The sequence below is a fragment of the Pseudarthrobacter sp. 05T312 genome (assembly GCF_056396685.1).
Genome location: NZ_JBFTLY010000004.1, coordinates 176,582 through 197,277 on the forward strand (window position 1 = coordinate 176,582; position 20,696 = coordinate 197,277).

Annotated in this window: 20 protein-coding genes; 9 read left to right on the top strand and 11 right to left on the bottom strand. The window is 65.3% G+C overall.

Going from position 1 to position 20,696, the window contains the following annotated elements; genetic code table 11:
- The first annotated feature begins 7 nt into the window (after positions 1-7).
- The 5 genes from AC1DIP_RS08520 (at position 8) to AC1DIP_RS08540 (ending at position 3,712) form a co-directional block, all read left to right on the top strand.
- Positions 8-880, top strand: a complete 873-nt coding sequence (locus AC1DIP_RS08520; protein WP_477733488.1) for an HNH endonuclease — start codon at positions 8-10, stop codon at positions 878-880.
- Between the two features lie 23 nt (positions 881-903).
- Positions 904-1,851 (top strand): alpha/beta fold hydrolase, encoded by a 948-nt coding sequence (locus AC1DIP_RS08525; RefSeq protein WP_477733489.1) that lies wholly within the window; start codon positions 904-906, stop codon positions 1,849-1,851.
- A 182-nt stretch (positions 1,852-2,033) separates the two neighbouring features.
- On the top strand, positions 2,034-2,552 hold the full coding sequence (locus tag AC1DIP_RS08530) for a DUF2087 domain-containing protein (protein ID WP_476211364.1): 519 nt from the start codon (positions 2,034-2,036) through the stop codon (positions 2,550-2,552).
- Positions 2,553-2,614: 62 nt separating this feature from the next.
- Complete coding sequence (locus tag AC1DIP_RS08535; RefSeq protein WP_476211365.1) at positions 2,615-3,100, top strand: hypothetical protein; 486 nt, start codon at positions 2,615-2,617, stop codon at positions 3,098-3,100.
- A 57-nt stretch (positions 3,101-3,157) separates the two neighbouring features.
- A complete protein-coding gene (locus AC1DIP_RS08540) occupies positions 3,158-3,712 on the top strand; it encodes a DUF3090 family protein (RefSeq protein WP_476211366.1) in 555 nt (184 codons plus the stop codon).
- A 24-nt stretch (positions 3,713-3,736) separates the two neighbouring features.
- Here AC1DIP_RS08540 and AC1DIP_RS08545 read toward each other — a convergent pair whose 3' ends face one another.
- Positions 3,737-4,282 (bottom strand): hypothetical protein, encoded by a 546-nt coding sequence (locus AC1DIP_RS08545; RefSeq protein WP_476211368.1) that lies wholly within the window; start codon positions 4,280-4,282, stop codon positions 3,737-3,739.
- A gap of 357 nt (positions 4,283-4,639) precedes the next feature.
- Between AC1DIP_RS08545 and AC1DIP_RS08550 the strand changes: the two genes are divergently transcribed.
- Positions 4,640-6,169: an HNH endonuclease signature motif containing protein gene (locus AC1DIP_RS08550; RefSeq protein WP_477733490.1), complete on the top strand. Its 1,530-nt coding sequence runs from the start codon at positions 4,640-4,642 to the stop codon at positions 6,167-6,169.
- Between the two features lie 119 nt (positions 6,170-6,288).
- Here the strand turns inward: AC1DIP_RS08550 and nrdF are convergent, their stop codons facing one another.
- From nrdF to AC1DIP_RS08590, 8 genes are all read right to left on the bottom strand, one after another.
- On the bottom strand, positions 6,289-7,263 hold the full coding sequence (nrdF, locus tag AC1DIP_RS08555; RefSeq protein WP_015937302.1) for a class 1b ribonucleoside-diphosphate reductase subunit beta: 975 nt from the start codon (positions 7,261-7,263) through the stop codon (positions 6,289-6,291).
- 108 nt (positions 7,264-7,371) lie between these two features.
- Positions 7,372-9,492, bottom strand: coding sequence for a class 1b ribonucleoside-diphosphate reductase subunit alpha (nrdE, locus tag AC1DIP_RS08560; RefSeq protein ID WP_477733491.1), 2,121 nt, complete (start codon positions 9,490-9,492; stop codon positions 7,372-7,374).
- 20 nt (positions 9,493-9,512) lie between these two features.
- A complete protein-coding gene (gene nrdI / locus AC1DIP_RS08565; protein ID WP_476211896.1) occupies positions 9,513-9,983 on the bottom strand; it encodes a class Ib ribonucleoside-diphosphate reductase assembly flavoprotein NrdI in 471 nt (156 codons plus the stop codon).
- 104 nt (positions 9,984-10,087) lie between these two features.
- Positions 10,088-10,333: a glutaredoxin-like protein NrdH gene (gene nrdH, locus AC1DIP_RS08570; protein WP_013601222.1), complete on the bottom strand. Its 246-nt coding sequence runs from the start codon at positions 10,331-10,333 to the stop codon at positions 10,088-10,090.
- 370 nt (positions 10,334-10,703) lie between these two features.
- Positions 10,704-11,225, bottom strand: a complete 522-nt coding sequence (locus AC1DIP_RS08575; RefSeq protein WP_477733492.1) for a TspO/MBR family protein — start codon at positions 11,223-11,225, stop codon at positions 10,704-10,706.
- 37 nt (positions 11,226-11,262) lie between these two features.
- Positions 11,263-12,639, bottom strand: a complete 1,377-nt coding sequence (locus tag AC1DIP_RS08580; RefSeq protein WP_477733493.1) for a class I SAM-dependent methyltransferase — start codon at positions 12,637-12,639, stop codon at positions 11,263-11,265.
- On the bottom strand, positions 12,636-13,367 hold the full coding sequence (locus AC1DIP_RS08585) for a DUF1365 domain-containing protein (protein WP_477733494.1): 732 nt from the start codon (positions 13,365-13,367) through the stop codon (positions 12,636-12,638). Before AC1DIP_RS08585 ends, AC1DIP_RS08580 begins: the two co-directional genes overlap by 4 nt.
- Positions 13,364-14,761, bottom strand: a complete 1,398-nt coding sequence (locus AC1DIP_RS08590) for an NAD(P)/FAD-dependent oxidoreductase (RefSeq protein WP_477733495.1) — start codon at positions 14,759-14,761, stop codon at positions 13,364-13,366. Before AC1DIP_RS08590 ends, AC1DIP_RS08585 begins: the two co-directional genes overlap by 4 nt.
- Positions 14,762-14,857: 96 nt before the next feature.
- Here AC1DIP_RS08590 and AC1DIP_RS08595 point away from each other — a divergent pair, with 96 nt between their 5' ends.
- Genes AC1DIP_RS08595 through AC1DIP_RS08605 form a run of 3 tightly spaced genes read left to right on the top strand, consistent with a single transcriptional unit; the run spans position 14,858 to position 17,088 of the window.
- On the top strand, positions 14,858-15,775 hold the full coding sequence (locus AC1DIP_RS08595; protein WP_224026280.1) for a LysR family transcriptional regulator: 918 nt from the start codon (positions 14,858-14,860) through the stop codon (positions 15,773-15,775).
- A gap of 45 nt (positions 15,776-15,820) precedes the next feature.
- Positions 15,821-16,327, top strand: a complete 507-nt coding sequence (locus AC1DIP_RS08600; RefSeq protein WP_476211380.1) for a DUF2004 domain-containing protein — start codon at positions 15,821-15,823, stop codon at positions 16,325-16,327.
- Between the two features lie 50 nt (positions 16,328-16,377).
- Positions 16,378-17,088 (top strand): DUF4386 family protein, encoded by a 711-nt coding sequence (locus AC1DIP_RS08605; RefSeq protein ID WP_476211381.1) that lies wholly within the window; start codon positions 16,378-16,380, stop codon positions 17,086-17,088.
- A gap of 22 nt (positions 17,089-17,110) precedes the next feature.
- Here AC1DIP_RS08605 and metE read toward each other — a convergent pair whose 3' ends face one another.
- Complete coding sequence (gene metE / locus AC1DIP_RS08610; protein WP_477733496.1) at positions 17,111-19,441, bottom strand: 5-methyltetrahydropteroyltriglutamate--homocysteine S-methyltransferase; 2,331 nt, start codon at positions 19,439-19,441, stop codon at positions 17,111-17,113.
- An 80-nt stretch (positions 19,442-19,521) separates the two neighbouring features.
- Positions 19,522-20,487: a methylenetetrahydrofolate reductase gene (locus AC1DIP_RS08615; RefSeq protein ID WP_477733497.1), complete on the bottom strand. Its 966-nt coding sequence runs from the start codon at positions 20,485-20,487 to the stop codon at positions 19,522-19,524.
- Positions 20,488-20,696: the final 209 nt, after the last annotated feature.

Consider the following 20,696-nt stretch of genomic DNA (forward strand, 5'->3'; position numbering starts at 1 on the left):
GTGAACAGTGGCCGCCGTAATTCTCGGGTGTGACGCTGACGTGCTGCGCCGCTGGAACTACCGTGCCGTCGTCGAGAAGGTGGCCGGATCGGGAATGTTCCTGGATCGCTGGCGCACGGACGGTTATCCGGGCGTTGTTGGTCCCGGCAGCGAGGCATGGCTCCTCGTAGGGGGCAGCACCGAGGCCGCCAGCGGCCTGATCGGCCACGGGTTCGTGACGTCCCAGCCGTATCAAATTGCGGCTCTTGCGGATCCCGGACCCGCTCGCTGGTTCTTCTGGGTGGCCTGGGATTCACTTCTTCCGTTCGGAGAGCAGGTACGGCCCGGAATCCTGGGCGAGGCACTCCCCGACGACCTTGCGTTGAAGGCGGACGTACCGTCCCTGGTGACCGTGCCGCCGTCGTCCGTTCCTGTATTGCGCCGGCTGTGGAGGGCCCACGCCCGGTCCACGGGGAATCCTCTCGAGGTGGCGGGCGGAGCCTTGCCGCCGGAGACCCTCAGCACCGTCCACGTGAACCGGTACGAGCGCGACCCCGACGCACGGCTGGCCTGCACCGCGTTCCACGGCACGCAATGTGCCGCGTGCGGCTTCTCGTTCGAGTCCACTTACGGTGTGGCGGGGACGGGAGCAATAGGCGTCCACCATGTTGTGCCGCCGGAAATGCTCGACAACACCTATCAGCTTGACCCCATTGCGGACCTTGTCCCGCTCTGCCACAACTGCCATGCCATGGCACACAGCGCGACCCCGCCGCTGACCGTGGGTGAGCTCAGAAGCATCATGTCCGCGGCCGGCCACCTGAAAGGTGAGGTGGTCACGGAGGTGGCCCTCCAGGCGCAGGCAGATGCGCGGCGGATCCTTGATGGCGGCCCGATGTAGGGTTGCTGGACTATCTTGGGACCATGGCGGAGCCGGGCCGGAAAGAGTACGGGGTTGACCCCGAGGAGTTCGGTTCTGCCCAGGTGGATGCAGCCGCCCTGCTGGACGCCGGATTGGGCGACGTCGATTGGTCGGTCCCGCCAGCGGGCGCCGTTCAGTTCACCATCGACGTCCCCAGCGGGAAGCTCGCCGCCATGGCCTTAGGGAATCCGGATGATCCCTGCGTCGTGCTGGTGCCCGGCGCCACCGGTTCGAAAGAGGATTTCTCGCTGATGATGCCTGACCTCGCCGGGGCCGGCTACTACGCCCTGACGTACGATCTGGCGGGCCAGTACCAGTCGGCCGGCGCCGGCCCGGAGAACCTGGTGCCAGCCAGAAAGCACTACGACTACGAGTTGTTCGTGGACGATTTTCTGGCAGTCCTGGAAACCACTGCCACGCCGGCACACGTTGTGGCGTATTCCTTCGCCGGCATTATCGCCCAGCTCGCCTACGTGCAGCGGCCTGGACTGTTCCGGTCCATCACGTTCCTGGGGTGCCCGCCGGAACCCGGCCAGAGTTTCCGGGGCGTGAGCCGTATTGGCCGGTTCAGCACGTGGGTGAACGGCCGCGCGGGTGCAGCCCTCCTGATTTGGAGCATCCGGAGCGGCCGGGTGGCGCACGTGCCGCCGGGACGGCAGCGGTTCGTCAACTACCGGTTCCGTTTCACCCGCCGCGCCTCCGTGCGCGATATCTACACCCTGATGCAGAACGTCCCGGACCTTCGGGCGGAACTGGCGGAGGCGCCGCTGCCCAAATTCGTGGCCGTAGGCGAACATGACCTGTGGCCGCTCCAGCTGCACCGGCTGTTCGCACAGGCAATCCGGGCCCGGATAGGGGTGTACCGGGGCGGGCACAGTCCGTGCGAAACATCCCCGCACGAGTTCAGCCGCGACCTCCTAGCCCTGTACGCCAGGGACGGGGACGCATAACGGGTCCTGTCTGGACGGTGTCCCGGACGTCGTCGGTGCGGTTGAACTTACGACGCCGGTGGGCACCCGTTGCAGATCCACCGCACCCCCGCTTCCCGGGACCATGCCCCCAGGACTAGGATCTTCCGGCACGCCCAACGCCAGGGCGTGGGTCAGGTCAGCGGCAGAGGAAGGACACCGACATGGCCGGAAGCGCAGGAATGAACGGTCCGCATTGGCGGCGGGTGCTGGCAACGCTTGGCAACACGGACGCGAGGATCGCCTACGCGCAGATCGTGCTGGGAGCCGCTCCCGGCGATGTCCTGCCCGGTGTGAAGGAGCAGCGGCGGCAGCGGGCCCTGGCGGCCCTTCTTGAGTCCGGGCTCGTGGGGCGGCAGGCGTCGGGTGTGTTGATTGCGCAGGACTCCGTGTTCAGGGACCTGCTCGCCCAACAGCCGCGCCGGCAGCAGCGGACCGGGCTGGACAAATTCATGCGGCTGGGGCGGATCGAGCGCTACCCAGCCAACGTGGCCGAGCGGCGGGCCCTCTTGGCAAAGATCGCCAACGAGATCATCAAACCCGGCGAAAAGCTCACAGAGAGGCAAATCAACGAGCGGCTGCTCAGCTATACCGACGACGTCGTCCTGCTCCGCCGCTACCTGATCGACTTCGGCCTGCTGCAGCGCACGCCCACCGGCTCCTCGTACTCAGTGGCGGAATAGCCTGCTCCTTGACGGAATAGCCTGCCGCCTGCGGTGTCATGGAGTGCAGTAGCTTGGAAAGTATGAGCGAGTCGCCAGGATTGAAGGCTGCAGGCAGTCTGCGGGGAGCCATGGCTTTCGGCGTGGTCGCACTGATTTGTGTTGTCGCAGGCGGGCTGGTCGCGGCGGTAACCGGTCCGCTGCATCTTGAGCATGGGTCGTGGGCCGCTGCCTACCTGGTACTGGTCGGAGGAGTAGCCCAGGGCGCTTTGGGCATCAGCCAGTACTTCCTGGCGGCGCAACGCTTTGTGGGGTGGAAAGTCATTGCGGAGCTGGTTGCGTGGAACAGCGCCTCCGCCGCAGTCATCGGTGGCACGTTGGTTGGTAACCCCTGGGTTGTTGATGCCGGCGGGGCGCTGCTGGTTGTTTCGCTGGCACTGATGTTCCGGACCGTTCAAGGGCGGGGCGCGATGTCTGGTTGGGTTCTCTGGGGATACCGGGCCCTGCTGGTGGTGATCGCCGTCAGCATACCCGTCGGGCTGGTGCTGGCTCACTTGCGTGCTTCGTGAACTCCCCTGCGGCAGGGCAGGCCGCGCCGCGGATGGGATCTCGCCTAGAATTCTGACATGCCTACACTTGTTCACGAGTTTGCCTGGCCGGACCGGGTCGTCATCGGCACCGTCGGAGCTCCGGGGGCGCGCACGTTCTACCTGCAGGTACGCGCTGGAGCGCAGCTGTTGAGCATCGCCATGGAAAAGCAGCAATCGGCCCTGCTCGCGGAGAAAATCGATGAAATCCTCGACCAGCTCATCACGCTGGACGGCAACCCGTTCAGCGTTCCCACCGGCACGCCCGTCGAGCTGGTTGACAATGATCCGCTGGAGGCGGTTGAGGAGCAGTTCCGGACCGGCGCCATGGGCCTGGGCTGGGACCCGGCAACGGCGCAGGTGGTGATCGAGGCTTATCCCCTCACCGACGCCGATGGTGATCCGGACGACGAATCCTTCGAGAGGGACGACGTCGAGGCCCCCGAAATGCTGTTGGTGCGGATGCCGGTGGGCACCGCCCGAGCATTTACCAAGCGTACGCGTGAGGTGGTGGGTGCGGGCCGTCCGCTGTGCCCGCTCTGCGGATACCCGATGGACCCCGAAGGGCACGTCTGCACTCCTCCCGAGCTGTGATTCCGGCTATCCGGCGGCCACAGACTACGAGGATGCTGGCCCTATGGCGTCCTGGATTTTCTGGAGGGTAGCCGGGCCGGCCGCGATTTCAACGACGCCGCCGTCTGAGTCCAGGGTGATGATCCGGAAGTCGAACGGTACGTCCTGTTGATTGTCGTGGCGGTCAGCTTTCCGCACCGGAATGTCCGCAAGCCCAACTCCGGTGAACGTCATGCCGCGGCCACTGGGCGTCAACGAGTCGTCGACGATCGGCTGGAATTCGATCCTCTGCGCACCAGGGACAGCGATCCCCATCCTCCAGACGCTGCTCAAAGAGCCGGGCGATGAACGCGGGAATCGCAGGAAGACCACCAAGTCGCCATGTTCATCGAGTCTCTCCGCGGCCGTTTGGAACCGCTTCGTCATAAAGAAGACGCCGCCACCGATCATCAGCCCGTAGAAGATGGCGTTGGCCATGGCGTCTTCGAGACTTTGCCCGGCGAAAAGACTGGCAACCAGGATGACAGCGCAGGCCACTGCGCCAACCAGGACGGCCCGGAGCGCGGGATGGATCTCGCCCCACTTCCTCATGGCCACATCCTAGGGGCAGGAGTTTCCCACAGCTACGGCCGCATCACTGGGAACTCTAAGTGATGACGGGCCCGCTCTTGAGCGAACCTTGTGCCGGTGGTGGGTTGCCGTTCAGCAACGGGTCCTATGGTTGAGGCCAGGATCCGGCCGCTGGGGCAGGGTCCTGGAGATGGACAGGGCCGGCGGCTGGAGCATCCCGAGACCGGATGCAGCCCCCCCAAACCGCCGCCGGCCCACACCAGTTGGGTGCGGAAGCCGCAGTTCGCCTAAATATAGGCGTGACAAAAATTTGCGGCAAAAAGTCCTGCCCGTCCACCATCCGCCCAAAATGTCAGACCCTCCCTTCATTATTGGTACATGGGACAGGGCACCGCAGCACGGGCGTTTGAGGCGATCGACGCTGCCCTTTCCGTGCTCCGTGGCGAGGTCGCCAGAGCCGTCTATGGGCCGCCCGCAGACGAAGATCCGTTAGCCGCCGTAGCCGATGAATGCCTGGACATCCTGGCCGGAGTGGCCCGCACCGAGGCCCGCGTCGCGGCCCTGAAAGCCGAGGCAGCGGCCAGGTTTGCGGAGTCAGCGCGGACTATGGCTCCGCCGGACATGCCGGTGCAGGCGCAGGAAATGGCCGTCGCCGCGGAGGTGGGCTGCATCCTGGCCATCGGTGACCGCGCCGCCAGTGCACTTCTGGCACAGTCTTACGCTCTCACCAACTCCCTTCCCCGGACCTTGGAAGCGCTCACGGCGGGAACCTTGTCGTGGCAGCACGCCCGCGTCATGGTGGACGAAACCGCCACCCTCAACCCGGAGGCCGCGACCGCATTGGAAGCCCACTTCCTCGACCCGGAAGCGCCTAACGCCGCCCGGGGGTGCCCCGCCGGGGAGATGCCGGCGTACCGGTTCCGGCACAAGGCCCGCGTTTGGCGCGAACGTCACCACCCGGACAGCATCGAGAAACGGCACGCAAAGGGCATCGAGGAGAGGTGCCTCGAATTCTCTCCGGAACAGGACGGCATGGCGCGCTTGTCCGCACGTCTGCCCGCGGACAAGGCCACGGCCATCTGGAACCGCTACACCGCCATTGCCCGGGGCCTCCAGGGACCCAACGAGGAGCGCACACTCACCCAGCTCCGGGCGAATCTGTTCGCCGCCACTGCACTTCGCGGGGGCACTGGCTGCACCGGTTGCTGCGGACGGAACGGGGTCGGAGTGGACGAGGTCGGGGGCCCACCGAAGGGGCTCGCCGACGTCCCGGTTCCCCGCGCGGAAGTGCTGGTCACCGTCCCCGTATTTTCCCTCCTCGGAGCCACCGACGAACCCGCCATGCTTGACGGGTATGGTCCCATCCCGGCTTCCGTGGCACTGAATCTGGTGGCCAACGGCGCTGAGTCGTTCTACCGGGTGCTTGTGGATCCCCGCGACGGCGCACCGCTGGAGATCGGACGGACCAGTTACCGCCCCGGGAAGGCCATGCGACGGTGGCTGCGGTTGCGGGACGGCAAGTGCCCCTTCCCTGGCTGCAACAACAATTCCCTGGACAACGAAGCAGATCACCTGCTCGCCTGGCATCACGGCGGGACTACTGGGATCAGCAACCTTGGCCAACCATGTCCAAAGCACCATCGGTTGCGGCACATCAGCAGGTGGCGTCCAACGGTTCCATCGAAGAATGAGCCACCCGGCTGGGTTTCGCCCTTAGGACGCAAATACAGGAGTGAGCACCAGGACTGGGAACCGCCGGAGTTGCCTCCGCCACTGCAGGCGCGCGCTGGCATCCTGACTCGACCAGGCCGCAAGGCAATGGTGCCGGGCAAAGGCACAGTGGACTACTTCCGCCTGCCACGGTCCCACGTAGAAGACAGCCTGGCCGAGTACCTCGCCGCGCGGTGAGCTCGGTGGTGTTCTGGAGATTCGTCCCGGGAAGCACAATGGACCCCGCACAGAACGTGCGGGGTCCATTGAAACTGGCTGTCATGAGCCGCCTAAGTACGTTTCAGAGAAACAAGCAGTTAGAAGTCCCAGTCCTCGTCCTCGGTGTTCACGGCCTTGCCGATCACGTAGGAGGAACCGGACCCGGAGAAGAAGTCGTGGTTCTCGTCAGCGTTCGGGGACAGAGCCGAGAGGATGGCCGGGTTCACATCGGTGACGGACGCCGGGAACATGGCCTCGTAGCCCAGGTTCATCAGAGCCTTGTTGGCGTTGTAGTGCAGGAACTTCTTGACGTCCTCGGCCAGGCCCACACCGTCGTACAGGTCGTGGGTGTACTGGACCTCATTCTCGTACAGCTCGAAGAGCAGTTCGAAGGTGTAGTCCTTGATTTCCTGGCGGCGCTCCTCGGACACGGTCTCCAGCGCGCGCTGGAACTTGTAGCCGATGTAGTAGCCGTGCACGGCTTCGTCGCGGATGATCAGGCGGATCAGGTCGGCCGTGTTCGTGAGCTTGGCGCGCGAGGACCAGTACATCGGCAGGTAGAAGCCCGAGTAGAAGAGGAAGCTCTCCAGCAGGGTGGAGGCCACCTTGCGCTTCAGCGGGTCGTCGCCCTGGTAGTAGTCCATGACGATCTGGGCCTTCTTCTGAAGGTTCTCGTTCTCGGTGGACCAGCGGAACGCCTCGTCGATCTCCTTGGTGGAGGCGAGGGTGGAGAAGATCGAGGAGTAGCTCTTGGCGTGCACGGACTCCATGAACGCGATGTTCGTGTAGACGGCCTCTTCGTGCGGGGTGAGAGCATCCGGAATCAGGGAAACGGCGCCCACGGTGCCCTGGATGGTGTCCAGCAGGGTGAGCCCCGTGAACACGCGCATGGTGAGCTGCTGCTCGACCGGGGTCAGCGTGTTCCACGACTGGACGTCGTTGGACAGCGGCACCTTCTCCGGCAGCCAGAAGTTGTTCACCAGGCGGTTCCAGACATCCACGTCCTTGTCGTCCTGGATCCGGTTCCAGTTGATGGCCTCGACGTGGCTAAGCAGCTTGACCTTCTCGGTCATGTCATCCCCTAAGCGTTGGGTGGGTTTCTCTAAGTTAAAGCGTACGACGGCGGGCGGGCACCCGCCGTCGTACTCAACCTCTGGTCTCGACAGGCTCGACCAGCGGGGCTACAGCATGCAGGAGACGCAGCCCTCAACCTCGGTCCCTTCCAGCGCGAGCTGGCGGAGACGGATGTAGTAGATGGTCTTGATGCCCTTCTTCCAGGCGTAGATCTGGGCCTTGTTGATGTCGCGGGTGGTGGCGGTGTCCTTGAAGAACAGCGTCAGCGACAGGCCCTGGTCCACGTGCTGGGTGGCGGCAGCGTAGGTGTCGATGACCTTTTCGTAGCCGATCTCGTACGCGTCCTGGTAGTACTCCAGGTTGTCGTTCGTCAGGTACGGCGCCGGGTAGTACACGCGGCCCAGCTTGCCTTCCTTGCGGATCTCGATTTTGGACGCCACCGGGTGGATCGAGGAGGTGGAGTTGTTGATGTAGGAGATCGAGCCGGTGGGCGGGACAGCCTGCAGGTTCTGGTTGTAGATGCCGTGCTCCATGACGGAGGCCTTCAGCGCCAGCCAGTCAGCCTGCGTGGGGATGTGCACGTCCTTGAAGAGCTCGCGGACCTTCTCGGTCTGCGGCACCCACTCCTGCTCCGTGTACTTGTCGAAGAACTCGCCGGAGGCGTACTTGGACTTCTCGAAGCCGCCGAATGTCTGGCCGGTTTCGATGGCCAGCAGGTTGGAGGCGCGGATGGCGTGGTACACCACCGAGTAGAAATAGATGTTGGTGAAGTCCAGGCCCTCTTCGGAGCCGTAGTGGACCCGCTCACGGGCAAGGTAGCCGTGCAGGTTCATCTGGCCCAGGCCAATGGCGTGGCTCTGGTCGTTGCCCCTGGCGATGGACGGCACCGAGGTGATGTTGGACATGTCGGACACTGCGGACAGGGACCGGATGGCCGTCTCGATGGTGAGGCCGAAGTCCGGCGAGTCCATGGTCTTGGCGATGTTCAGCGAGCCCAGGTTGCAGGAGATGTCCTTGCCGGTCTCGTCGTACGACAGGTCATCGTTGTACGTGGTGGGCTGGGAAACCTGGAGGATTTCCGAGCACAGGTTGGACATGATGATCTTGCCGTCGATCGGGTTGGCCCGGTTAACGGTGTCCTCGAACATGATGTAGGGGTAGCCGGATTCGAACTGGATCTCGGCGAGGGTCTGGAAGAACTCGCGCGCCTTGATCTTGGTCTTCTTGATCCGGGAATCGTCCACCATCTCGTAGTACTTCTCGGTGACCGAGACGTCGGAGAACGGCATGCCGTAGACGCGCTCCACGTCATAGGGCGAGAACAGGTACATGTCCTCATCCTTCTTGGCCAGCTCGAACGTGATGTCCGGGATGACGACGCCCAGGGAGAGGGTCTTGATGCGGATCTTCTCGTCCGCGTTCTCGCGCTTGGTGTCCAGGAACCGGTAGATGTCCGGGTGGTGCGCGTGCAGGTACACGGCACCGGCACCCTGGCGGGCACCAAGCTGGTTGGCGTAGGAGAAGCTGTCTTCAAGGAGCTTCATCACCGGGATGACGCCGGAGGACTGGTTCTCGATCTGCTTGATGGGGGCACCCACCTCGCGGATGTTGGTCAGTGCGAACGCCACGCCGCCGCCGCGCTTGGACAGCTGCAGTGCGGAGTTGATGGAGCGGCCGATCGACTCCATGTTGTCTTCGATGCGGAGCAGGAAGCAGGAGACCAGCTCGCCGCGCTGCTTCTTGCCTGCGTTGAGGAAGGTGGGGGTGGCCGGCTGGAAGCGGCCGTCGATGATCTCGTCCACCATCTGCATGGCCAGCTGTTCGTTGCCGCGCGCCAGGTGCAGCGCAACCATGCAGACGCGGTCCTCGTAGCGCTCCAGGAAGCGCTTGCCGTCGAACGTCTTCAGCGTGTAGGACGTGTAGAACTTGAACGCGCCCAGGAAGGTCTCGAAGCGGAACTTCTTCTTGTACGCGCGGTTGAAGAGATCGCGGATGAAGTTCATCGTGTACTGGTCGAGCGTCTCACGCTCGTAGTACTGGTTCTTCACCAGGTAGTCGAGCTTCTCTTCCAGGTCGTGGAAGAACACGGTGTTGTTGTTAACGTGCTGCAGGAAGTACTGGTGGGCTGCCTCACGGTCGGCCCCAAACTGGATTTCGCCGTTGGGACCATAAAGGTTCAGCATGGCATTCAGCTCGTGATAGCCCAGCCCCTTGTAGGCAGCCGGCATCTCAGGCTTCTGGGCCCTGGTTACTTCTGTGTCTGCGACAGTCGTGTCCAAAACGTGTCCAATCCTTGGTTGACCCGGGTGACGTCTTCCGGCGTTCCCATAAGTTCGAATCGATAAAGGCGGGGTACCTGGCATTTGGCGGCGATGATGTCCGCTGCCATGCAGTAGTTGTCCCCAAAGTTAGTGTTGCCGGCGCCTATGACACCGCGGAGCAGCTGCCTGTTCTGCGGGTTGTTCAGGAACCGGATGACCTGCTTGGGCACGGACCCCTCTCCCCCGGTGCCGCCGTAAGTGGGCACCACCAGCACGAACGGCCGGGTGGCGAGGAGGGGTGCGTCCTTTGCATGCAATGGGATCCGGGCCACCTCACGGCCAAGCTTCACAACGAAGCGGCTGGTGTTCTCGGATGCCGAGGAAAAATAGATAAGCCGGCTGTCCGTGACAACCTGCTCTGGCTGGTGGTGCGAAGTGGCCGGCGGGGACACCTCCACGCGCTGAGCCGCGTGGCGTTGCGAAGTACTTTGCTCTGCTGTTGGTGCTGCCATGGGAGTCACCTCAGCTGCTTGTTGGTTGCCGGCAGGAAAAGCTGTGGCTCCTAGGCCACGGAGGAAACGGCTGACAGCGCGAGTTCCTCGATCTTGTCGGGGCGGAAGCCTGACCAGTGGTCCTGGTCGGTGACAACAACGGGAGCCTGCATGTAGCCCAGTGCCTTCAGGCGCTCGAGTGCCTCGGCGTCCTGGGAGATGTCAACGCTCTGGTAGGTGATGCCCTTCTTGTCGAGCGCGCGGTAAGTGGCGTTGCACTGAACACAAGCAGGCTTCGTGTAAACCGTTACGGTCATTATCCCTGTCCCCTTAGTTGAAATCTTTGGCTGGGCCGGTGTCCCCGTCCAGCTGTATGTAGATACTACATGTAGTGCAGACGCCTCTTTGGAACCCCAAGATGATGTATTACAAGTATGTCATTTAATGCACCGTTAATCCACAGGCAAGGGCTGGAAAAATGCCCGGGATCCCGGGATTTTTGCGGCCTGGGTCCACACCCTGTGGATGGGGTTGAACACATATGCACAGTCCGCGTGTCGTGATTATCGGCGTGTCGCCCGCCCGTCCGGCCACGCGGAAAAGGGTCCCTGACCACTACATGTAGTGGTCAGGGACCCTTGGGACCTGCAGCACACCCGAAGGAAGCTGAACCGGCAGCCCTTCCGGCTATGGCCTGGCGGGATTGAGCCGGGCGATGGCGCTGGACAGCACAGTGGCGAAACCGCACCAGGCCGCGTACGGAGCCAGGGACGCTCCGGCAACCCGGTTCAGCCGGTACGTCCGCCGCACCAGGTCCGCGCTGCTGGCCGCCAGAACGGCTGCCTCGGCAGTGGCCAGCCAGGGCCGGCGGGAGCGCCAGAAGAACCAACTCCAGGAAGCGTTGAGGACCAGGTTGGCGGCCAGCGCGCCCCGGTAGGAGCGCAGTTCCCGGCGGTGGTCCTTCCTGGCCGGGTCCGGACTGTTGGCGGCCCTGTCGTGCTCCGCCGCGCTGTCGAGTGCGGCGGCGGACGTCACGGCAAGGTCCGCATACAGGGCCGTCCACACCAGGGGAAAGGCAATCGCGGGCGGCTGCCAGTCCGGCTTGCGCAGCTTCAGGTACCAACTGCTCCGGGGGTCCGTTGCCGCTCCGCCCGCGGCGGCGGTGGCTACCGTCGCCGCGGCGGTCCATGCCAGGGTCTTCAATTTCATGCGTCCTCCCTTTCCCCGAATGGATACACGGTGCAACCTACAGTTGCGCCTCCCGGCGGTCCAGCACAATCTGCTGCACGTCCAGGTAGCCGGACTGGAAGCCCGCCCGCGAGTAGCACAGGTAGAACAGCCACATCCGCTGGAAGACGGCATCGAAGCCCAGGTCCCCCACCTCGCGGGAACGGGCAAGGAACCGTTCCTCCCACAGCCGCAGGGTGGCGGCGTAGTGGTCGCCCATGCCCATCCGCTCCCGAACCCGCAGGGTGGTGTGCTTCTGGGTCACGCCTTCGATGGCCCGGACTGACGGCAGGAAACCGCCGGGGAAGATGTACTTGTGCACCCAGGTGTAGGCGTTCCGGGTGGCCAGCATGCGCCCGTGCGGCATGGTGATCGCCTGGATGGCCACCTTTCCGCCCGGGGCCAGGACCCGGTCGATCGTCTGGAAATAGATGGGCCAGTACTCATACCCCACGGCCTCGATCATTTCGACCGACACCACGGCGTCGTACTCCCCTTCCACCGCGCGGTAGTCCTGCAGGGCCACTGTCACGCGGTCCGCGAACCCGGCCTCCGCAATGCGTTCCTGCGCCAGCGCCTGCTGCTCACTGGACAGCGTAACGCTGTAGACGGTGGCGCCACGGGCAGCGGCACGCAGTGCAAGCTCACCCCAGCCGGTCCCGATTTCCAGCAGCCGGGTACCCTCGCCCACGCCGGCCTTGTCCAGCAGCCGGTCGATCTTGGCCCGCTGGGCCTCCGCCAGGGAATCCCACGCCACCGAGGACAGCGGGCCGGCCCCGGCGGGAAAGAGCGCCGACGAGTAGCTCATGGTGGAGTCCAGGAAGTTGGAAAACAGTTCGTTGGACAGGTCGTAGTGCCGCGAAATATTGCTGCGGGTGTTCTGTTCGGCGTTGCGCTCCTGGCGCGGCGTCCGCGGCAGGTACAGCGAGCGCAGCTTCTGCAGCGGCATGGGGATCAGCGTGTCCACGGAGGCTGCAAATACCTCGAGCACCGCGGCCAGGTCGGACGCCTCCCAGTCGCCGGCCATGAAGGATTCGCCCAGTCCGATCAGCCCGTTGTCGCCGATCCGCGCCTCGAATGCCGCGGGCCGCAGCATGGTCATCACGGGGGCGTCCGCGCCGCCCATCCCGAGGACCGAACCGTCAGGGTATTCAACGCGCAGCGGCAGCCGCTTGACTGCACCCCTGAACATCAGGCCTGCAGCCTTCCCTGCAACATCGGCCTTCAGGCCCGACGGGGGCTGGGCAACACCGGGCCACAGGGCAGGATCGATGGTGGCGGGCGCAGCCGGGACCCCGCCGGCGGTCCAGGCTGCGGGCGTGTGGGTGGCGGCCGGCCCGAGGGTCTTGTTGTCGACGGAAGCTGAAGCAGTTCCGTTGTCGTCAGTCATTGTCATTGAACTGCCTCCTGTGAGGGGTGATGTGGTCTGGCAACGACGGGCAGGCGTCTTGCCCAGAGTTTAACGCCCTGGACCCGGATCAGGGCGGATACCAGCAGCGGCGCGGCAGGCACCGTCAAAGCAGCCGCGAGGATGTTGGAAATGGTGGCTGGCCTGCGGCGGCCGTCCATGGTGGCCACGAAGGGGCGCTGCCCTTCACGCTCCAGCACAATGGACACCGCAAGCCTGTCCCCGGGCGCCGGGAGCTTCATCCGGTACTGCCCGTCAACGTCGTTGAAAGGTGAAACGTAGAAGGCTTTCGGCACCGAGGCGCGGCCGCCGGGATCGGTGTGCAGCAGGTAGCAGTGCCGCTCGCCATAGGTGTTATGGACCTCGGCCACCACGCACTGCAGTTCCCCGGTGGAGCGGTAGCACCAGAACAGGGTGAGCGGATTGAAGACGTAGCCGAAAACCCTGGCGCTGGTCAGCATGTGGATGGCGCCGCCGTCGGGCTCAATGCCCTGGGTCCGCAGGTACCGCTCCACGTTGGAGCGGATGTCCGCGTCCGGATCGCCCAGATGGTCTCCGGCGCGGAACACCGCGAGCGGCCGGAGCAGCCCGGGCAGGCGCGGCAGGTTGTCGACGTCCACGAACCAGCTGTAGCTCCGGTACATGAACGCATTCTTCAACGGGGTACGCCGCACATGGGAAATGGACGTGCGGTAGATCGAGGCATCCATGGTCATACAGGTTCCGCTGACAGCAGTTCCCGCTCCCCGTCGCCGGTGGAGTCCGCGGAATCGGCGCCCCTGGCAACCGGCCAGGTGCGGCCCAGCTTCTCCGCGGCGCGCACCCCGGAGAGGGCCCCGTCCTCGTGGAAGCCCCAGCCAAGGTAGGCCCCGGCATACGCGATCCTGCCGTCGCCCAGCGCCGCGATGGCCTGCTGCGCTTTGAGGGATTCCGGGGTGTACTGCGGGTGTTCGTACACCATCCGTTCCAGCACGGCGTTGTCCGAGATCAGTTCCGACTCGCCCAGGCTCACCAGGTAGGGGCGGCCGTCCGCGGGCTCGAGCCGCTGCAGCCGGGTGAGGTCGTAGCTCACCAGGACCTTGTCCGGCCGCGCGTCGCACGCCGGAAGCCGGTAGTTCCAGGACGCCTTCGCGTTGTCCGCCGCCGGCAGGACCGCAGGGTCCTGGTGGAACACGGTGTGGTTCACGGAGTAAGGCATGCCGCCCAGCGCCTCCTTCTCCTCCGGGGTGGCATCGGCCAGGAACCCGAGTGCCTGGGCGGGATGGGTGGCGATCACGACCGCGTCGAAGTCTTCCAGCCCGTTCGCCGTTGCGAGCTCCACGCCCCCGGGCAGGCGCCGGATGGCAGTCACGGGAGTGTTGAGGCGAACGTCGGGGAGGGTGGCGGCAAGTTTCTCGACGTATCGCGCCGAGCCGCCTGTTACGGTGCGCCACTGCGGCGAGCCCTTGACGCCCAGCATGCCGTGGTGGCCAAGGAACGTGAACAGGTACCGCGCCGGATAGGCGAGGGCGGTGGTGGGATCGCAGGACCAGACGGCGCTGACCACCGGGGTCATGAAGTGCGAAGTGAAGTAGCTGCTGAACTTTTCCCGCGCCAGGAACTCCCCCAGCGTCAGTTCGGGCACGTCGACTTCGTCGCTGACGGACGACGGCGGGGCGGTCCTGAGCAGTTCCCTCGCCTTCCTGTAGAAACGGGTGACCTCCAGCAGCATCAGCAGGTAGCGGCCGCGCAGCAGGCTGGATGGCTTGGCAATGATGCCGCGGGCGCCGTCGCGGGCGCCGGCGTATTCCAGTCCACAGCCATCGCAGCGGATGGACATGCTCATCTCCGAATCCTGGGTTTCGACGCCAAGTTCCGCGAAGAGCCGCAGCAGGGTGGGATACGTCCGTTCGTTGTGCACGATGAACCCAGTATCCACGCCGATGACGCTCCCATCGGCCTGGGGCAGGTCATGGGTGTGGGCGTGGCCGCCCAGCCGCGAATCGGCCTCGAACAGGGTGACATCGTCCTGCCGGTTCAGTACATAGGCTGCCGTCAGTCCGGCCACTCCGCTGCCGATCACGGCGATGCGCCGTTGGCCGCCTGCATTTCCTGCTGGGTCAAGTGACACTTGCTGCTCCTCTGCTGAACATTTGCCGCTGTGCTGGTGATACAGACGGCAATTCGGCGCGGTCAGGGCATTGGATGGGTGCAGTACTGTGAACTGGTGGTAAATCCCGTGCACCTGAAGACCCTCCTGGAGGTCACGCGGCTGGGCTCGTTCGCTGCGGCAGCCGCAACGCTCGGCTACACGGCCTCCGCCGTCTCCCAGCAGATGTCCGCGCTGGAGCGGGAAACGGGCGTAACCCTCTTCCAGCGCTCGGCGCGCGCCGTGATCCCCACGGAAGCCGCCGTCGTCATGACCCGGCATGCCGCCAAGGTCCTCACCGACATCGAGGCACTCATGGCCGCGGCGTCAAGGACGCAGGACACCGGAAGCCAGGAACTGCGGCTGGGGATCTTTCCCAGCCTGGCCACCTATGTCCTGCCGCGGATCCTCAAGAATCCGGCGTGGAAGAAGCTGGGCATTGACCTGCGGGTTTCCGTGGCGGAACCGGGCCAGACCATCCAGGGGCTGCGCACCGGCGGGGACCTGGACCTGGCCGTGGTGTTCCAGGTGGGCCAGACCGGTTTCGCGTGGCCCAACACCATTAATCGGCAGTGGATCGGCGACGACGACTTCCGGGTGGTGCTGCCGGCCGGGTGGGGTTTCCGGGCCGACGCGAAGGTCGCGGCGGACCACTTGTCGGAGATGCCCTGGATCATGCACCATCCCGGCACCAGCGACGCCATGGTGATTGAGCGGCTGTTTGCCGGCTGCAACCTGCACCCCCGGGTGGTGGCGCACAGCGACGACTTCCACGCCAGCCTGGAGATGGCGGCCGCGGGCCTGGGGGCCGCCCTGGTTCCGGAACTGGCGCTCCGGAACAAGCCAGCGGGGGTGGTGGTGTTGGACGTGCCGGAAATCCGGCTGGCCCGGAACGTCTTTGCGCTGCTGATCAATGACCGGAAAACGGCCCGGGTGCAGCTTTTCGTTGACCTGCTGGCCGAGACTCTCGCCGGAATGCGCACCGCGGTGAATTAGGCGCGAACGCTGGAATGGTCTGCCCTTCGGGTCTATGTTGAGACTATGAACAAGGTAGCGAGCCAGCACTTTGGGGAGATTGAGCTCAACCACGGCATGGATCATCTCTTCGCCGCCAAACATGAGCTGCGCGGCCATCCGCTGGAACTCGACCTGAACATCAACGCCCACGAGCACTTCGATGAAGCCGCACTGCGCAAGGTCGAATACCGGCTCCGCTTCCTGCCTGAACTGGTGGACGAGGTCCGGGAAATGATCGCCGAGGAGCTGGAGCAGGAGGGCACCAGCCCGCAGGAATACCTGCACTTCCACTGCAACGCGCTCAAGGACGAGCAGCTGCACAAGGTCTTTGGCGTCCAGGACCGGAGCCAGCTCACCAACGAGGTGTTCCTCAAGGCCCTGAAACTGGGGCACGTAGCCATCTACCCCGGCCAGCCGGAACGCTATTTCGTCCTGGACTTCACCCTCGGGGAGCACTTCACCGACGAGGTCCTGGTGGCATCCGCTGACCAGGACGGCGTGGTGGACGACGAAATCGTCTGGGAGTCCTAAAGGGGCCTTTGGCACTGGCCCTCCCCCGGGCCCGGTTCCAGCATGAACCCATGAAAGATGTCAGAGCCCGGACCTGGCGGCTTTCGGCCATACTCCTGCTCGCCGGCGTGGCCGTTTCGATTGTCGCCGGGGTGTTCCACGCCGAATCCCACGACGCAAACGACCACGTTGCCTCATTCACCGCCTACGCCGGCAGCGGCACCTGGACCGCCGTCCATCTGGGCCAGTTCATAGGCGTGGCCCTGGTGTGCGCCGGCCTGGTGGCCCTCTGGCCCACCGTCGACGTCCAGCAGTACGCCGTGTCCTGGACTGCCCGCTTCGGTGTTCTCTCCGCGGCTGCCGCCCTGGCGCTTTATGCGGCCCTGCAGGCGGTGGACGGCGTGGCCCTGAAGCAGGCGGTGGATGCGTGGACCGCTGCGCCCGAGCCGGAGAAGGCGGCGCGGTTCGCCACGGCAGAGGGTATCCGCTGGCTGGAATGGGGAATGCGCAGCTACCAGAACTTCCTGCTGGGCGCCGCACTGGTGCTGTGGGGTGTGGCTGTCGCAGCGGCGCGCGACGTTTCCCGCGTGATCGGCTACCTCATGGCGCTGTCCGGACTGGCCTATCTGGTCCAGGGCTGGATTATCGGGGCCTCGGGATTCTCAGCAGCGAACACGCTTCCCACCCTGGTGGGCATTGTAGCCATCCTCGCCTGGACCGTGTGGCTGCTCATCTCCGCCGTGAGGATGAAAGAGACGACGACGGCGGGTCACCGAGAGTGACCCGCCGTCGTCGCGCGTTGTCTTACTTCGCCGTTTCGAGCAGGCCGGCGCGCACGGCCTGGGTGGCCTTGACCAGGTTGCGCAGGGACTCCTCAGTCTCGGCGTAGCCGCGGGTCTTCAGGCCGCAGTCAGGGTTGACCCAGAGCTGGCGGGACGGGACGTGCCTGACGGCGGTGCTGAGCAGCTCGGTGACTTCCTGCTCGCCGGGAACGCGCGGGGAGTGGATGTCGTAGACGCCCGGGCCCACCCCGCGGCCAAAGCCGTGGGCCTCAAGGTCGTGGACCACCTCCATGCGGGAGCGGGCGGCTTCGATGGAGGTCACGTCGGCGTCCAGGCCGTCGATCGCGTCGATGATCACGCCGAACTCCGAGTAGCAGAGGTGCGTGTGGATCTGGGTGGAATCGGCGGCGCCGGCCGTGGCCAGGCGGAAGGAGCCGACGGACCACTTCAGGTAGTCGGCCTGGTCTGCCTTGCGCAGCGGCAGCAGTTCCCGCAGGGCGGGCTCGTCCACCTGGATGACCTTGATGCCGGCGGCTTCGAGATCGGCAATCTCGTCCCGCAGCGCCAGGCCCACCTGGTTGGCGGTTTCGCCCAGCGGCTGGTCGTCGCGAACGAAGGACCAGGCCAGGATGGTAACCGGACCGGTGAGCATGCCCTTCATCGGCTTGCTGGTCAGGGACTGCGCGTACTCCGCCCATTTGACGGTGATGGGGGCACTGCGGGTGACATCGCCCCAAAGGATGGACGGGCGGGTGCAGCGCGACCCATAGGACTGGACCCAGCCGTGGACGGTGACGTCGAAGCCCTCCAGGTTCTCCGCGAAGTACTGCACCATGTCGTTGCGCTCGGGCTCACCGTGCACCAGGACGTCGTAGCCCAGCTCTTCCTGCAGCTCCACCACGCGCTTGATCTCGTCCTTCATGAGCTGCTCATACTGACCGTCGCCCAGTTCGCCCTTGGTGTTGCGCGCACGGGCGGAGCGGATCTCTGACGTCTGCGGGAACGACCCGATGGTGGTGGTGGGCAGCGGTGGCAGGTGCAGCGCCTCGTCCTGGGCCGCTTCACGGACCGCGTAGTCGGACCGGGTGAAGTCCGCTCCGGTCAGGGCTTCGGTGCGGGCCCGTACGTCGTCGCGGTGGACGCCTTCGGCGGCAGCACGGGATGCGATCACGGCCGTTGCCTGGTCGATGGCGGCCTTGGCGGCGGCAGGGTCTGCCAGGTAGGTGGCAAGGGTGGTGACTTCGACGGCTTTCTGGTCCGCGAACGCCAGCCAGCTGCGGAGCTGCGCGGGCAGCTGGGTCTCCTCGTCAACGTCATGCGGGACGTGCTGGGTTGAGGTTGACGTGGAGACTGTCACCTTCCCGGCAGCTGCCTTGAGGTCATCGAGTTTCGCGGCGGAAGCAGCAAGGTCGTTGCGCCAGATGTTGTGGCCGTCCACGACGCCGGCAACCAGGGTCTTGTTGCCCAGGCCCGCCAGTGCTGCGGCGGAGGGAACGGCGCCCTTGAAGACGTCGATGTGCAGGGCGTCGATGTTGGTGGCGGCAAGCGTCCCCAGCTGGCCGGCGAGGGACCCGTACGGGGTGGACACGAGAATCTGCGGGCGGTTGGCCGCCGCGGTGAGGACGTCATAGGCGCGGGCAACTGCTGCTTCGACCTCTGCAGCGGGGGTGTCCTCGTCGACCACCAGCGCGGGTTCGTCGAGCTGCACCCAGCCGGCGCCGGCGGCGGCCAGCTTCTCCAGCAGCTGGACGTACACCGGCAGGATGTCCTCGAGGCGGGACAGCGGCGCGAAGCCGGCCGGGGCGTCGTCGGAGGCCTTGGACAGGAGCAGGTAGGTGACAGGGCCGACGATGTAGGGGCGGGTTTCGATGCCGTGGGCCAGTGCGAAGGCGAACTCGTCGACCTTGGCGGTGGACGCCAGGGTGAACTCGGTTCCGGGACCGAGTTCCGGAACCAGGTAGTGGTAGTTGGTGTCGAACCATTTGGTCATTTCCAGTGGCTGCTGCTCCTTGGTGCCACGGGCCAGGGTGAAGTAGCCGTCGATGTCCAGCTGCCCGGCGGCGTTGAGGAGCCTGCCGAAGCGGGCGGGCACCGCACCCAGGTGGGCGGTGGTGTCCAGGACCTGGTCGTAGTAGGAGAACGTGCCGGGGACGGCCGCGGCTTCGGTCAGTCCGAGGTCCTGGAGGCGCCTGGCGGTGGACAGCTGGATGTCCTTGGCGGCGGCGTCCAGCGCGGCGGCGTCGATCCGGCCGGCCCAGTAGGCTTCGACGGCCTTCTTGAGTTCGCGGCGGCGGCCGATCCTCGGGTAGCCGAGGAGTGAGGCGGACGGGAAGGGAGTGTTGTTTTCAGGCATGGCAAAGTTCCTCAGGTCGGAGGTAGGTCAAAAGGGCGTGGGTTAGCGCTTTAATGCGTGAAGGGGTGCCGGGACGGCGTTCAGCTGGCCAGCTGGGGCCGTGCAACGGCAGCCCGGGCGTGGCTGCTGCGGTGGTGGCGCGGCAGGGCAAGCTTGTCCAGGACTTCCAGCGCGCTTTGGTGCTCGTTGAAGGTGTAGAGGTGGAGTCCGGGAGCTCCGGCATCGAGGGCGGCGTTTGCCAGGTCGACGGTGGCGTCGACGCCGATGTGGAGCCGTTCAATGTCGTTATCGGCAGCCGCGAGGCGATCCATCAGCCTGGGTGCCGGTTCGACTCCTGCCAGCTCTCCCAGCCGCTTGAGGCGGCGGAGGCTGGTGAACGGCATGACGCCGGGGATGATGGGAATGGTCACGCCGGCACGGCGGGCACGGCTGAGCAGGTCCTCGTACTGCGCGGCTTCGAAGAACACCTGGGTGATGGCGAAATCGGCGCCGGAACGCTGCTTGGCGAGCAGCACTTCGACGTCGTGGTCCTCGCATGGTGACTCCGGGTGGCGGGTGGGATAGGCGGCCACGCCAACGGCAATCTTCCCGGCACAGAGCAGGGCCGAACGGCGCTGCTCCACCCGGCGGATGAGGTCGATCAGGTCCTGGGCGTACCGCAGGGACCCGGCCTGCGGCTGGGCGCCGTCCTTGGGGAGGTCGCCGCGCAGGGCGAGGATGCCACGCACCCCGATGTCCAGCAGGTCGCCGATGATCGCAGCGAGTTCCTGGGGGGTGTTGCCCACGCAGGTCAGGTGGGCCAGTGGCCGCAGCGTGGTTTCAACCAGAAGCCGGTTGATGAGCTCGAGCGCGGTGTCCCGGTTGGATCCGCTGGCGCCGTAGGTGACGGAGACGTAGTCGGGCTCGGTGGTCTCCAACTCGCGGATTGTGGTCCACAGGGTCTCCGCCGCCGCGGGCGACCGCGGGGGGAACAGTTCATAGGAGAGCGCCACCGGGGCGGTCTCGGATAGCTGGGGATGTGCGTCAACAAGGCTTGGTGGTGACATTTGCGTCCTTGGCTTTTGGGCCATTGGGGCTGCCTGCCTGAAGAGGCGGACAACCGGCAATGAATTTGAGTTTGGGAACACGGAGGGACTCCACGAGGACGCAGCCGCGACTGTTACGCCTGGAATGAAGTAGTCCGTGAGCAAATGTCAGGCCCACATGGGGGCACCCACACCCTCCGGAGCGGAGGATCGCTGACACGTTACCGCGG